General features: G+C 70.8%; 9 protein-coding genes. 5 read left to right on the top strand and 4 right to left on the bottom strand.

The window, feature by feature from the left end; translation table 11 throughout:
• Window positions 1-69: 69 nt before the first annotated feature.
• The 4 genes from EPA64_RS03115 to EPA64_RS03100 form a co-directional block, all read right to left on the bottom strand.
• A complete protein-coding gene (locus EPA64_RS03115; RefSeq protein WP_134724801.1) occupies window positions 70-1,710 on the bottom strand; it encodes a DUF2125 domain-containing protein in 1,641 nt (546 codons plus the stop codon).
• A gap of 187 nt (window positions 1,711-1,897) precedes the next feature.
• Window positions 1,898-2,257, bottom strand: coding sequence for a YbaN family protein (locus tag EPA64_RS03110; protein WP_134724800.1), 360 nt, complete (start codon window positions 2,255-2,257; stop codon window positions 1,898-1,900).
• A gap of 1 nt (window position 2,258) precedes the next feature.
• Window positions 2,259-3,665 (bottom strand): adenosylhomocysteinase, encoded by a 1,407-nt coding sequence (gene ahcY / locus EPA64_RS03105; protein WP_425467009.1) that lies wholly within the window; start codon window positions 3,663-3,665, stop codon window positions 2,259-2,261.
• 86 nt (window positions 3,666-3,751) lie between these two features.
• Window positions 3,752-4,180 carry a hypothetical protein gene (locus tag EPA64_RS03100; protein ID WP_134724799.1) on the bottom strand — a complete coding sequence of 143 codons (429 nt, stop codon included), beginning with the start codon at window positions 4,178-4,180 and terminating at the stop codon, window positions 3,752-3,754.
• 427 nt (window positions 4,181-4,607) lie between these two features.
• Between EPA64_RS03100 and EPA64_RS03095 the strand changes: the two genes are divergently transcribed.
• The 5 genes from EPA64_RS03095 to EPA64_RS03075 all read left to right on the top strand — a co-directional run bounded on the left by EPA64_RS03095 (window position 4,608) and on the right by EPA64_RS03075 (window position 14,394).
• The gene (locus tag EPA64_RS03095; RefSeq protein ID WP_134724798.1) at window positions 4,608-6,530 is read left to right on the top strand and encodes an autotransporter assembly complex protein TamA; all 1,923 of its coding nucleotides are present in this window, start codon (window positions 4,608-4,610) and stop codon (window positions 6,528-6,530) included.
• A complete protein-coding gene (locus EPA64_RS03090) occupies window positions 6,530-11,380 on the top strand; it encodes a translocation/assembly module TamB domain-containing protein (protein ID WP_134724797.1) in 4,851 nt (1,616 codons plus the stop codon). Before EPA64_RS03095 ends, EPA64_RS03090 begins: the two co-directional genes overlap by 1 nt.
• A 190-nt stretch (window positions 11,381-11,570) precedes the next feature.
• Window positions 11,571-12,785: an NAD-dependent epimerase/dehydratase family protein gene (locus EPA64_RS03085; protein ID WP_134724796.1), complete on the top strand. Its 1,215-nt coding sequence runs from the start codon at window positions 11,571-11,573 to the stop codon at window positions 12,783-12,785.
• Window positions 12,785-13,612, top strand: coding sequence for a glycosyltransferase (locus tag EPA64_RS03080; RefSeq protein ID WP_246026602.1), 828 nt, complete (start codon window positions 12,785-12,787; stop codon window positions 13,610-13,612). The genes EPA64_RS03085 and EPA64_RS03080 overlap by 1 nt, the downstream gene beginning before the upstream one ends.
• Window positions 13,609-14,394, top strand: coding sequence for an NAD-dependent epimerase/dehydratase family protein (locus tag EPA64_RS03075; RefSeq protein WP_134724794.1), 786 nt, complete (start codon window positions 13,609-13,611; stop codon window positions 14,392-14,394). Before EPA64_RS03080 ends, EPA64_RS03075 begins: the two co-directional genes overlap by 4 nt.
• The last annotated feature ends 21 nt before the right edge of the window (window positions 14,395-14,415 follow it).

The raw sequence follows: 14,415 nt of genomic DNA, 5'->3' as shown, positions 1-14,415 counted from the left end.
CGCGGCCGTGAAATGAAAAAAAAGCGGGCCGGACAGCGTCCGGCCCCGCGAAACGTCCCTGGCCCGTTGTTACTGGACCTGCTGGCCGTTGGCAAAGATTTGGCCGCCTTCCCTGAACTCGAACTCGCTGACCAGCGCGTCGCCGCCCTCGGGGGCGGGCTTGGCAAAGGCCGCCAGCATCATGCGATAGCCGGTGACCTCGTCCTGGCCGATCAGGCCGAAGGCGACGGCCTTGTCGATCAGCGCATTCAGCCCCTCCATCCGGGCGGTGATCGTGCCGACCGGCGCGTCCATGCTGCCGCCCTCGGGGACGGTCAGCGCGCCGGACGCATCGATGCGCGCGCCAAGCGCCTGCACGCCCAGCTTGTTGATGGTGATCTCGACAGGCTCGAACGGAGCGGGCGTCTCGGCTTCGGCTTCGGGGGTGGCGCCGGACTCGGCCGGTGCGTCGGAAAGCTGGCCGGGTGCCGCGTCGTCGGTGCCTTCGGTGGCGGCATCATCGGCGGGCGCATCGTCTGCATCGTCCGATGCGTTCAGCGTCGCGGGATCGAACAGATCCGCGGCGATCCTGACCAGCCCGGTGATGTCGATGTCCAGCGATGCCGGGTCGCGCGGCAGGGTGCCGTTCGGATCGAACATCCCCCAGATCGCGTCGTCCAGCGTCAGCCCGCCCAGCGAATAGGCGAACTTGAACGGCGCGGGCGTATCGGACCGCATCACCGGGAACTGGATGTCGGCGCTGGTGCTGTCCAGCGCATAGCTGATCGGGAACGGCAGGTCGCTGCTGGTCATGTTGGAGGTCAGCTGGTCGCCGCTGGCCTGATACTTGATGCCCGCCGGCGACAGGCCGAAGGTGACCTCGATCCCCTTGCCGCCGGTCTTGCTGGCGATGGTCTGGTCGGCGCCGTCCTCGGACTTGCCGGCATGGTCGAAGGTCAGGTCCAGCGCGCCCATCGTCAGCGTGCCCGCGACGTCCAGCCCGGCTTTCAGCGCCGCGTTCAGGTCGGCCGCCGCGCCCAGCGGCGCGGCCTTGGGCAGCTGCGCCTGCCCCGAACCCTGCACGGCGTCGAGGTTCAGCGCGAATGTCGTGGTGCCCGCCATCTCGGGGCCGTCCTCGGTGACGGTGCCGGCCAGCTCGACGCGGTCCACGCCCCCCGATGAGGTGATCGCCACGATCTCGCCGTCCACGACGCGCTGCTGATAGGCGGTGCCGGTCAGTTTAAGCGACAGCGGAAAGGTCTTTTCGCCCTCGGCCGTGACGATCTTGTCCAGCGCGACCACCGCCTCGGCCACCTTGCCGTCGTGGGTCATGTCGGCGGCGGTGCCGCCGGTCACGATCTCGGCCCCTTTCAGCGTCGCCGACGCCTCGGCGGTGACGGGGCGGTCCTCCTCGTCCGTGTAGCGGAAGGTGATGGCGGATCGTTCGGCGATGGTGGTGCGGACCTTGCCGTCGCCGGTTTCCTGCAGCACGAGCTCGGGCACGGTGACGGTCATGTCGCCGTCGCCTTCGCCGCTGGCATGGGTAAAGGTCGCGTCCTTGATGGTCAGCGTGCCGCCCGCCTCGTCCCGGCTGCCCTCGGTCACGGCATAGCCGTTGGCCTGATAGTAATCGACCCAGTTCTGCCAGACCTCGGCCGGGGTAACGTCGGCAAGGGCGGGCGCGGTCAGGGCCAGCAACGCGGCGGCAGAGCTTGTCATCCGCATGAACATCTCGGATCCTTTCCGGGAACAGGGGTCGCGACCAGACTTGCCACAGCGGACCACGGCGTCCAAGCAGTGAACGGCGATGCGCGTGGGCCTGCCCAGTGGCGGGCGGATCACGATTTCGTCAGACCGGCGGGGCAAGGCCAGCGCGTGGCCGCGCCGGTGCCGCAGGCGCGCGGCCCCCGCCGATCTTTCAGGCGGGGGGCGGCGCGGGGCGGCTGACCACGAACAGCGCCACGGCCGAGATCACGGTCAGCTGCACCAGCCACAGCGGCCACGGCAGGATGAAGAACGTCACCACCAGCCCGGCGGCCATGCTGCCCGTCGCCAGGATCTTGACGTTGGTGGCGATGGCGCCGTGGCGGCGCCAGTTGCCGATCTGCGGGCCAAAGACGGGATGCGCCATCAGCCGCGCGTGAAACCGCGGCGAGGAGCGGTCGAACGCATAGGCCGCGACGATCAGGAACGGCACCGTGGGCATGACCGGCAGGACCGTGCCGACCAGCGCCAGCCCGACCGACAGGATCCCCGCGCAGCGCCACAGCATCAGCATGTCAGTACCGGTAATGATCCGACTTGAACGGGCCGCTGACCGGCACCCCGATATAGTCGGCCTGCTCGGGGCGCAGTTCGGTCAGCTTGACGCCGATCTTGTCCAGATGCAGCCGGGCCACCTTTTCGTCCAGCGCCTTGGGCAGGATATAGACGCCGGGGCGGTATTCGTCGCCCTTGGTCCACAGCTCGATCTGCGCCAGCACCTGGTTGGTAAAGCTGGCCGACATGACAAAGGACGGATGCCCGGTGGCGTTGCCCAGGTTCAGCAGGCGGCCCTGGCTCAGCAGGATGATGCGGTTGCCCGAGGGCATCTCGATCATGTCCACCTGGTCCTTGACGTTGGTCCATTTGTGGTTGCGCAGCGCGGCGACCTGAATCTCGTTGTCGAAATGGCCGATGTTGCCGACGATGGCCATGTCCTTCATCGCGCGCATGTGCTCGATCCGGATCACGTCCTTGTTGCCGGTGGTGGTGACAAAGATGTCGGCGCTGTCTGCCACGTCTTCCAGCCGCACGACCTCGAACCCGTCCATCGCGGCCTGCAGGGCGCAGATCGGATCGACCTCGGTAACCTTGACCCGCGCGCCCGCGCCGCGCAAGCTGGCGGCCGAGCCTTTGCCCACGTCGCCATAGCCGCAGACGACGGCGACCTTGCCCGCCATCATCACGTCGGTCGCGCGGCGGATGCCGTCCACCAGCGATTCCTTGCAGCCGTATTTGTTGTCGAACTTGGACTTGGTGACGCTGTCGTTGACGTTGATCGCCGGGAAGGGCAGCAGCCCCTGTTTATGCAGGTCATACAGGCGATGGACGCCGGTCGTCGTTTCCTCGCTGACGCCGCGCAGCGCGTCGCGCTGGCGGGCGAACCAGCCGGGAGTCTCGGCGATCCGCTTGCGGATCTGGGCGAACAGCGCCTCCTCCTCCTCGCTCTGGGGGGCGGCGATCAGGGCGGTCTCGCCCGCCTCGACCCGCGCGCCCAGCAGGATATACAGCGTGGCGTCCCCGCCGTCGTCCAGGATCAGGTTTGCGCCGTCGGGGAACTGGAAGATGCGGTCGGTATAGGCCCAGTATTCGGGCAGCGTCTCGCCCTTGACGGCAAAGACCGGGATGCCCGCGGCGGCGATGGCCGCGGCGGCGTGGTCCTGCGTCGAATAGATGTTGCACGAGGCCCAGCGCACCTCGGCGCCCAGCGCCACCAGCGTCTCGATCAGGACGGCCGTCTGCACGGTCATGTGCAGGCTGCCCGCAATGCGCGCGCCGGCCAGCGGCCGGGCCTTGCCGTATTCGGCGCGCAGCGCCATCAGGCCCGGCATCTCGGTCTCGGCGATGTCCAGTTCCTTGCGGCCAAAGTCGGCCAGCGCCGGATCGCGCACCAGAAAATCGCCGTCGGTCATGGTCGGGGTCATCGGTCAGCCTGCGGGAATGGGGGAACGTGTCGGGGGCGGCCTTGTCACAGGCCGCCCCGAAAAGCAACGCGGCAATGTCGGCGCCGTCACCCCGTCAGGCCGACCTGGGCATAGAAGGTGCCGGGGTTCGCCCCGTCCTGATAGCCGATGCCCGACGCGATGATGCAGTTGGTCTGGTCGGCGCGGGCCAGCACGACCGTCCAGGTTCCCATCACGTCCGATCCCCACAGTTGGGTGCCGTCGCCCCGGCGAGTGACCATGCGTTCGTCGAACTCGGCGTCCAGGGACTGCTGGACGGCGGCGGCGCTGTCGCACCACGGCTGGTCGCCCGCGGCGTCGGCGGTGCGCGGCAGGGTGCGCGCCATGTCAAGCACTTCGGCCCCGCTGAGGCCCGCGACGGCGGACCAGCCCTTGACCGGCTGCGCCTGTGCGGCGGGGCGTTCGATGCTGGATTGGGCGGCGCTGACCGGCAGCGCGACGATCAGGGCGGCAAGGGCGACGCGCAGTCTGGTCATGGCACTGTCCCTTTCTTTTTCACATTTACGCGGCCGTTTCGCCGCTGGTTCACGGGACGAACGCGCCATTTTCGCGGCAGGTTCCAAAAAACGGCGGCCGGTGCGCAATCCAGGCTTGACAACCGCGTGAGCCTGCGGGGTGACGCCGCGTCATCGGGGATCGGGTCCGTGACCCGTGGTCGATCAAAGTTCGGCGTCCCGCGCGGGGCCGGCCCCGGCCGTCCAGCCCGCGCCGGATAAGCCGGACCCATGACATCTTCGCCGCGGCGATGCGGCGCAGGCCCCGCAACTCGCTTGCGTCCGATGCGCGGCCCCGCCCGTCGGCATTTTTCCCACCGACCCGCGCGATTGCGGCTGCGCGCACTGGATTCCGGTTCGGGTCTGCGCAAGACTGCCCTCAAAACACAAGACGGCGGGCAGGGCAGGCATGGCACGACGTATCGCCACGGGTATCGCGGTCATCGCGGCGGGCTGCCTGACGGCCGGGTCGCCGCTGGCGCAGTCGGGATCGGGCGGATCGGGATCGGGCGGGTCTGGTTCGGCCGGCAGCGCGGGGGCGGTGTCCTCGCCCTTCACGCGGCTGTTCGGGGGCGGCGATCCGGTCGCGAACTCGCCCGTGGACCTGCAATTCCGGCTGTCGAACGGCGACGAGGCGGTGGAGCGCCAGATCCGCAACAGCTCGCTGCTGACCGAGTCGCTGGCCGAGGGGCGCATCACCGGGCAGGACATCCTGGCCGCCGCCCGCGCCGATTATGCCCGCATCCTGGGCGCGCTGTATGATGCGGGCCTGTATGACGCGGTCATCGACATCCGCCTGGACGGGGTCGAGGCCGCGGGCATCGCGCCGCTGGACGCCCCGGCCGTCGTGCGGCAGGTGATCGTGGACGTCGATACGGGCGAACGCTTCCGCTATTCGCGGGCCGACATCGCGCCGGTCGCGCCCGCGACGGAACTGCCCGACGACTATCGCCGGGGCGAGGTCGCGCGCACATCCGACATGAAGAACGCGGCCCGCGCCGGCGTGGACGGCTGGCGCGACGCGGGCCACGCCAAGGCGGACGTGGCGCAGACCGCCATCGTGGCCGACCACGAATCGCGCACCGTGGACAGCCGCATCGCGCTGGCCCCCGGTCCCGCCGTGACCTTTGGCCAGCTGCGCGCCACCGGCAACAGCCGCCTGCGGACCGCGCGGCTTTACAAGATGGCCGGCTTTCCCATCGGCGCCCGCTATGACCCCGAAGAGATCGAGACGGTCCGCCGCCGCCTGCGCCGCTCGGGCGTGTTTTCGGCCATCACCCTGGACGAGGCGGAAACGCTGGGCCCCGGCAACACGCTGGACGTCAACCTGACGGTGGTCGAACAGAAACCCCGCCGCGTCGGCGCCGGGTTCGAGATTTCCAGCACCGACGGCGCGATGGTGTCGGGATACTGGATGCACCGCAACCTGCTGGGCGGGGCGGAACGCCTGCGCGTGGACGGCCGGACCAAGGACATCGGCTCGGGCACGTCGGGGCGGGACTATCAGTTCTCGGTCAGGCTCGAGCGGCCGGCGTCCTTCCGGCCCGACCTGACCGCCTATGCGACGGCGCAGGCCGAACGCCTGCGCGAGGAGGATTACGACCAGGATCTGGGCGTGATCGGGCTGGGCGTCACCTGGCTGCCAAGCGAGCGGCTGACCGGCGACGTCAAGCTGGAATACCGCCAGTCGCGCGTGACCGACGACACCGGCACCACGGATTTCACCGTGGTCGCGCTGCCCGCGACGGTGACATGGGACCGCCGGGACGAACCGACGGACGCCAAGCGCGGCTATTGGCTGACCGGCACCGTGACGCCCTTTTCGGGGCTGGACGAGACGGGGTCGGGCCTGCGCGCCGACGCCGAGGCGCGGGCCTATCGCAGTTTCGGCGCCGACGACCGGTTCACGCTGGCCGGCCGGGCGCGGGCCGGGTCGGTCTGGGGGCCGGACATCGCCGAAACGCCCCGCGACTATCTGTTCTATTCCGGCGGCGGCGGGTCGGTCCGGGGCCAGCCCTATGAATCGCTGGGGGTCGAGGTGATCCCCGGCCCCGACGGCCCGATCAAGACCGGCGGGATGAGCATCGTGAACCTGACCGGAGAGCTGCGCGTCCAGGTGCGCGAGCGCATCGGCATCGCCGCCTTTGCCGATGCGGGCCGGGTGTGGGCCGGCAGCGGCTTTGGCGAGGACAGCGACTGGCACGCGGGGGCGGGCGTCGGCGTGCGTTACACCACGCCCATCGGTCCCCTGCGGTTCGACGTCGCCGCACCCGTGCAGGGCGACACCGGCAGCGGCGTGCAGGTCTATCTGGGGTTGGGGCAGGCGTTCTGATGGCAAGACTTTTCCGCCTGCTGGCCCCGGTCCTCGTGCTGCTGACGGCGCTGATGCTGGCGCTGCCCCCCGCCACGGCGCGGGCGCAGGACACGCCCGCCGTGCCTGCCCAAGGCCTTGCCGCCGACGCCGCCGACCTGTCGGCCGAGGTGGACGACGACCGCGGCTTCATCACGCGCTTTCTGGAAAACAACCTGTCGTCGGCCGGGCGGAAGGTGGTCATCACCGGGTTCCAGGGGGCGCTGTCCTCGCGCGCGACCTTTGAGCAGCTGACCATCGCGGACGCGGACGGCGTCTGGATCACCCTGCGCAACGGCGCGATCCAGTGGAACCGTTCCGCCCTGTTCGCCCGCCGCATCGAGATCCAGGAGCTTTCCGCCGCCGAGATCCTGCTGCCGCGCCTGCCCCGCAGCGAAAAGACCGGCCCGCGGGCCGAGGTGCGCGACTTTGCCCTGCCCACCCTGCCGGTCGGCATCGACATCGCCCGCATCAGCGCCGGCCGCGTCGACCTGGGCCAGCCGGTGCTGGGCGAGGCTGCGGTGGTGTCGATCGACGGGCGCATGAACCTGGCGGGCGGCGAGGGCGCCGCGCAGCTGGCGATCAACCGCGTGGACGGCAAGCGCGGCGTCTTCGCGCTGGACGCCGCCTATTCCAACGCCACCACCAACCTGAAACTGGACCTGACGCTGGACGAGGCCGAGGGCGGGCTGTTCGCCAACGCCATCGACCTTTATGGCCGCCCCTCGGTCCACGCCGAGATCAGGGGCGAGGGGCCGGTGGCCGACTTTGCCGCCGACATAAGGCTGGCGACCGACGGGCAGGACCGCGTGACCGGCCGCGCGTCGGCGCGCTCGCAGGCGGGCGACGACGGCACCCCCGGCACCGGCTTTCGGCTGGAACTGTCGGGCGACGTGGCCAGCCTGCTGCCGCCCGACAACCGCGATTTCTTCGGCGCAAGCTCGCAGTTGCTGGCCGAGGGCTGGCGCGGGCAGGACGGGCGGCTGTCGCTGCCCGTGCTGCTGGTCGATACCGAGGCGCTGAACCTGACCGGGTCGGTCACCACATCCGGCGCCGGCGCGCCGCAGTCGGTCGTCGTGCTGCTGACGCTGGGGCAGGACGCGGGCGCGACCCGCCTGCCGGTGCGCCTGCCGTTCGGCGGCACGGCGACGGACGTGCGTTCGGGCAGCCTGCAGATCAGCTATGACGCGGCCCAGGGCGACGGCTGGACGCTGAAGGGGCGGCTGGGCGATCTGGCGCAGAACGGCACCAGCCTTGGGGCGCTGACGCTGGACGGGTCCGGCACCGTGCGGCTGCAGGACGGCGACCTGCGCGAGGTGCTGGGCCGCATCGGCTTTGCGGTGGAACGGCTGGCCCTGGCCGATGCCGGGCTGACGCAGGCGCTGGGCGACCGGATCGAGGGGTCCACGGGGTTCGACCTGACCCCCGGCAACGCCGTCGAGTTCGACGATTTCGTCCTGCGCGGGGCCGATTACGGGTTGGAAGGCGTGATCCGCGCCGACGGGCTGGGCAGCGGCATCACCCTGTCGGGCGATCTGGCGGCCCGCTATGACGACCTGTCGCGGCTGTCCACGCTGGCCGGCCGCCCGCTGAGCGGCCGGGCCGAGGGGACCGTGGCCGGGCTTTACACCGTGCTGACCCGCGGCTTTGACGCCGAGGTGGCGCTGACCGGCACCGACATCACCGTGGACCAGCCGCAGGCCGACCGCCTGCTGGCCGGGCGATCCACCATCACCGCCAGCGCCCGGCGCGACGACGAGGGCATCGAGATCCGCGACCTGACGGTCAACGCCCAGCGGCTGACCGCCGAGGCGCGCGGCGTCATCAACAGCGACACCACCGACCTGCGCGCCAACCTGCGCCTGTCCAGCCTGACCGACGCCGATCCCGCGATGGCCGGCAGCCTGGTGGCCGAGGCGGCGGTGACCGGCACCCCCGGCAGCCGCCGCGTCACCCTGTCGGGCGAGGCGACCGATCTGGTCGTCGGCGTGGCGCAGCTGGACGGCCTGCTGCGCGGCCGCACCAACCTGACGGCCATCGCGCAGGAACAGGACGGCGCCTTCGTGATCGACACGCTGCGGGTGGCCAACCCCCAGATCACCGCTGACGGCACCGGGCGCTTTGGCGCCGATGCGCTGGACGCGCGGCTGAACCTGGCCATCCCCGACCTGGGCGTCCTGCGGCAGGGCCTGTCCGGCGCGATCACCGCGCAGGCGACCGCGCGCGAGGCGGACGGCGTGCGGTTCATCGAGATGACCGGCACCGGCGAGGAGCTGCGCCTGGGCCAGCAGGACGTGGACGGCGCGCTGACCGGCACCACCCGCTTTGCCCTGTCGGCCGAGGAAAAGGGCGGCATCGTCACCATCCGCGACCTGGACCTGTCCAACCAGCAGATGACCGCCACGGTCGAGGGCGTGCTGGGCCAGGGCGTGACCGACCTGACGGCGACGGCCGACGTCCGCTCGCTGGCGGCATTCGGGCGCGGCTGGCGCGGCGCCCTGACGCTGGACGGCAGCGTCACCGACCAGAACGGGCAGCGGGTGTTCGATCTGTCCGGGCGCGGCACGGATCTGTCGCTGGGGCAGGCGCAGGTGGACGGGGCGCTGACCGGCGTCACCGACATCCGCCTGCGCGGCACGCAGGCAGGCCAGCGCATCACGCTGGACACGCTGCGGCTGGTCAACGAACAGGCCGAGATTCTGGCGACCGGGGTGATCGGCCCCGACGACACCGACCTGCGCGCGCAGGCGGAGTTGCGCAACCTCGCCGCGCTGGGCCTTGGCTGGGGCGGGTCGCTGCGGGCCAGCGGCAGTCTTGTCGACGACGGCAGCGGCGCGCGCAGGCTGGTCGTGGACGGCGTGGCGCGCGACCTGTCGCTGGGGCAGGCGCAGGCCGACGCGGCGCTGGCGGGCGAGACGCGGCTGACCGTCCGCGGCAGCCAGCGGGGCGGCGTCTTCACCATCGAGGACGCTACCGTCGACAACGCGCGGCTGAACGCCGTGGCGCGCGGCACCATCGGCAACGGCCGCACCGACGTCGCGGCGGAACTGCGGGCCGCCAGCATCGGGTTTCTGGGCGCGGGCTTCGGCGGCGCCATCGAGGCTGCCGCGACGGTCGTGGACGACGGCGCGGGCACGCGGCTGACGGCGCAGGGCACCGCGTCGGGCCTGCGCGTGGGCAACCCCGCGGCGGATGCGCTGCTGGCGGGGCAAACGCGGTTCGACCTGGCCGCGCGGCGCACCCATGCGGGCGCGATCACGGTGGAACGGCTGGACGCCGCCAACGGCCAGCTGCGCGTGAACGCCGAGGGCGATCCGGCACGCGGCCTGCGGGTCGATGCCGCGCTGTCCGATCTTGCCCTGCTGGCGCCCGGCTTTCCGGGGCCTGCGACCGTGACGGGGACCGTCCGGCAGGGCGCCACGGAGTATGGCGTCGATCTGTCGGCGACCGCGCCCGGCGGCACGCGGGCGCAGATCGCGGGCACGGCGGCGCGCGATTTCTCGACCGCCGACCTGCGGGTGTCGGGGGTCAGCGACGCGGCGCTGGTCAACCCGCTGCTGCGCGTCCGCTCGGTCGAGGGGCCGGTCGATTTCGACCTGCGTCTGAACGGCCGGCCCGCGCTGGAAAACGTAACCGGCCGGGTCCGCCTGCCGAACGCGCGCCTGTCGGACCCCAAGCTGGGCCTGCGCATCGAAACCCTGTCGGCCACCGCCGACCTGAACGGCGGGCTGATCCAGATCGATGCCCGCGGCGCCATCGCGGCGGGGGGGCGGCTGGCCGTGACCGGTCCCGTGGACCTGCGCGGCGGATCGCCCCGGCTGGACCTGCGGGTCAGCCTGGACGGCGTGGTGCTGCGCGACCCCACGCTTTACGAAACCGTGGCCTATGGCGACCTGACCGTCAGCGGCGCGCTCGCCGAAGGGCCGCTGATCGCGGGCACGATCCGGCTGGGCGAGACGGAAATCCGCATCCCCTCGACCGGCTTGGGCGGGGCGCGCGCGATTCCCGACATCACCCATCTGAACGACGCCCCCGCGGTGCGGGCGACGCGGGCCAAGGCGGGGCTGCTGCCCTTCCCCTCGGCCGACAGCCGCATCGCGGGCATGCAGGCCCCCCCGGCGACCCCGCCCGCCGTTCAGGCGCAGCTGGACCTGACCATTCTGGCCCCGAACCAGATCTTCGTGCGCGGCCGCGGCGTGGACGCCGAACTGGGCGGCGACCTTCGCCTGACCGGGCGCGCCAACAACGTGGTGCCCGTCGGCCAGTTCGAACTGATCCGCGGCCGGGTGGACCTGCTGGGCAAGCGCTTCGACATGACCGAGGGCCTGATCGAGCTGCAGGGCAGCCTGGTGCCCGTGCTGCGGCTGGTCGCCCAGACGGAACAGGACGGCATCGTCACCCGCATCATCATCGACGGCGAAATCCGCGACCCCGAGATCACCTTCGAATCCGTCCCCGACATGCCCGAGGAGGAGGTGCTGTCCCAGCTGCTGTTCGGCCGCGGGTTGGACACGATCAGCCCGCTGCAGGCCGCGCAGCTGGCGAACGCGCTGGCGGTGCTGGCCGGGCGCGGCGGCGAGGGGATCGTGGCGGGCATCCGCAACTCGGTCGGGCTGGACGACCTGGACCTTGCCACCGACGACCAGGGCAACGTCTCGGTGCGTGCGGGCAAGTATCTGTCGCGCAACCTTTACACCGATTTGTCGGTCGATGCCGATGGCAAGTCCACGATCAACCTGAACCTGGACATCAACGACGCCGTGACCGCCCGCGGCGCCATCGGCAGCGAGGGCGACAGCACCATCGGCGTGTTCTATGAACGCGACTATTGACCGGCGGGCCCGGGCGCGCGGGCCGGCCCTGGCCCCGCGCGGGCGGGTGCGGGAACGCGTCGCGGCCTGACGCGTTCCGCTGGCAAGTGGGCAGACTGTCGCCAAGCCGCCGGTCTGTCATGATTTCTTCATTCGACAGCCCCGTGCCGGCAGGGTAACCCGCCCGCGGATCTTGATTAAGGAGTTCGGGATGCGGATCGCGGTTCTTGGCGGCGACGGTTTCGTGGGCTGGCCCACCTCGCTGCACCTGTCCAGCCTGGGGCACGAGGTCCACATCGTGGACAACCTGTCGCGCCGCTGGATCGACACCGAACTGGGCGTGCAGTCGCTGACGCCGATGGATTCTATCCAGGAACGCTGCCGCATCTGGCGGCAGGAAAGCGGCAGCACCATCCACTTTCACCTGCTGAACCTGGCGACGGAATACGAACGGCTGAAAGCATGGCTGGCCGAGGTGCGTCCCGACGCGGTCATCCATTTCGCCGAACAGCGCGCCGCGCCCTATTCGATGAAGACCGACCGCCACAAGGTCTATACGGTGGACAACAACGTCAACGCCACGCACAACCTGCTGGCGGCGCTGGTGGAAACCGGCATCGACGCGCATCTGGTCCATCTGGGGACGATGGGCGTCTATGGCTATTCCAGCGTGGGCGCGCCGATCCCCGAAGGCTATCTGGACGTCCAGATCGACACGCCCAGCGGCAAGCGCGACCAGCAGATCCTGTATCCGACGCGGCCCGGATCGGTCTATCACATGACCAAAAGCCTCGATCAGATCCTGTTCCAGTTCTATGCCCAGAACGACGGGCTGCGGATCACCGACCTGCATCAGGGCATCGTCTGGGGCACCCACACCGACCAGACGCGGCGGCACGAACAGCTGATCAACCGCTTCGACTATGACGGCGATTACGGCACGGTGCTGAACCGCTTTCTGATCCAGGCGGCCATCGGCTATCCGCTGACGGTCCACGGCACCGGCGGGCAGACCCGCGCCTTCATCCACATCCAGGACTCGGTGCGCTGCGTGGAACTGGCGCTGTCGGATGCGCCGAAATCGGGCGAGCGGGTCAAGATCTTCAACCAGATGACCGAGACGCACCGCGTCCGCGACCTGGCGCAGCTGGTCGCCGGGCTGGCGGGGGCCGAGGTCAAGTTCCTGCCCAACCCGCGCAAAGAGGCCGACGAGAACGACCTGATCGTCAAGAACGACCAGTTCCTGTCGCTGGGCCTGAACCCCACCACGCTGCAGGACGGGCTGTTGTCCGAGGTGGTGGACGTGGCCCGCAGATACGCCCACCGCATCGACCGCACCCGCGTCCCCGCCGTCAGCGCCTGGACCAAGGACATCGCCCGCCGCGTCGATCACGACCCGGAAGGCAAGCGCCTGAAGGCGGTCTGATCTTGGACGGCCTGACGCCGGACCGCGCCGCGCGGTCCGACCGGGCGTTCGTCACGCTGGTGACGAACGTCGATTATGCGCTGGGCGCGCGGGCGCTGGTGCGGTCCATCGTGCTGTCCGGGACGGACGCCGACATCTGCGTCCTGCATACGGACGTGGCGGCGGCCGACCTTGCGCCGCTGGCGGGCTTGGGCGCGCGGCTGGTGCGCTGCGATCTGCTGCCGACCTCGGACGCCTTCAACGCCGCCCACGCGCGGGACGCGCTGCATGGCCGCGCGGCATTCACCAAGGGCGAAAAGCCCCCCTTTCACACGCCGCTGGACAATTTCGCCAAGCTGCGGCTGTGGCAGCTGGATTACGCGCGCGTCGTCTTCATCGACGCCGACGCGCTGGTGCTGCAGAACGTGGACCGGCTGTTCGATTATCCGCAGTTCTGCGCCGCGCCGAACGTCTATGAAAGCCTGGCCGATTTCCACCGCATGAACTCGGGCGTGTTCACGGCGCGGCCGGACCCCGCGACCTTCGCCGACATGCTGGCGAAACTGGACGTGCCGGGCGCGTTCTGGCGGCGCACCGACCAGACGTTCCTTGAGCATTACTTTCCCGACTGGCACGGGCTGCCGGTGTTCTTCAACATGCTGCAATATGCGTGGTTCAACCTGCCCGGCCTGTGGCGCTGGCGTGACGTGAAGATCCTGCATTTCCAGTATGAAAAGCCGTGGCAGGACCACGCCAAGGCCGACCGCCTGCGCCCGCTGATCGAGCTGTGGCGCGCCTATGCGGGCGACGGCCCTGTTCCCGACCCTCGCGGCCTGCCCGATCCATGAGGATCGCCATCACCGGCGCGACCGGCATCGTCGGGGGATTCATGGTCGATGCCGCCCGTGCGGCGGGGCACCGGGTCGAGGCGCTGCCCGGCTGGCGGCTGGGGCAGCCCGCGCCCCTGTCGGGCTGCGACGCGGTGATCCACGCGGCCCTGGCCCACGCGCCCGGCCGGTATCGCGGGGGTGAAGGCGACGACCCGGCGGGCTTCGTCGCGGCCAACCGCGACGGCACGCTGCGGCTGTTCGACGACGCCGACCGGGCGGGCGCGCGGGTGGTGTTCCTGTCCTCGCGCGCGGTCCATGACGGCTGGCCCGCGGGCACCGCGCTGCCCGATGGCACGGCCGCGCGCCCCGCCAGCCTTTACGGGCAGGTCAAGGCGCAGGCGGAATCCGCCCTGCCGGCGCAGGGCGCGGCGCTGCGGGCGACCGGCGTCTATGGGCCGGGCCGCGCCAACAAGTGGGCGGGGCTGTTCGCCGATTACCGTGCCGGCCGCCCTATCGCCCCCCGCGTCGCGACCGAGGTGCATGGCGCCGACCTTGCCCGCGCCGCGCTGCTGGTCCTCGACCGCGGGGCCTCGGGGGTCTTCAACGTGTCGGACCTGGTGCTGGACCGCCACGACCTGCTGGGCGGGGTCCAGCAGCTGACCGGCTGCCCGCACCCGCCGCCGCCCCGCGCCGACGCGGGCGCGCTGTCGGTCATGGGCTGCGCGCGGCTGGCGGCGCTGGGCTGGAAACCCGGCGGCATGGCGCTGTTGCGGGCGACGCTGCCCCAGCTGCTGGCATAGGCGGGCGCGGCGGGACGCCCT

Source organism: Paracoccus luteus (assembly GCF_004522155.1).
GTDB lineage: Bacteria > Pseudomonadota > Alphaproteobacteria > Rhodobacterales > Rhodobacteraceae > Paracoccus > Paracoccus luteus.
The sequence above is the reverse complement of the archived record's forward strand: the minus strand, read 5'-3'. Positions and strand labels throughout refer to the sequence as shown.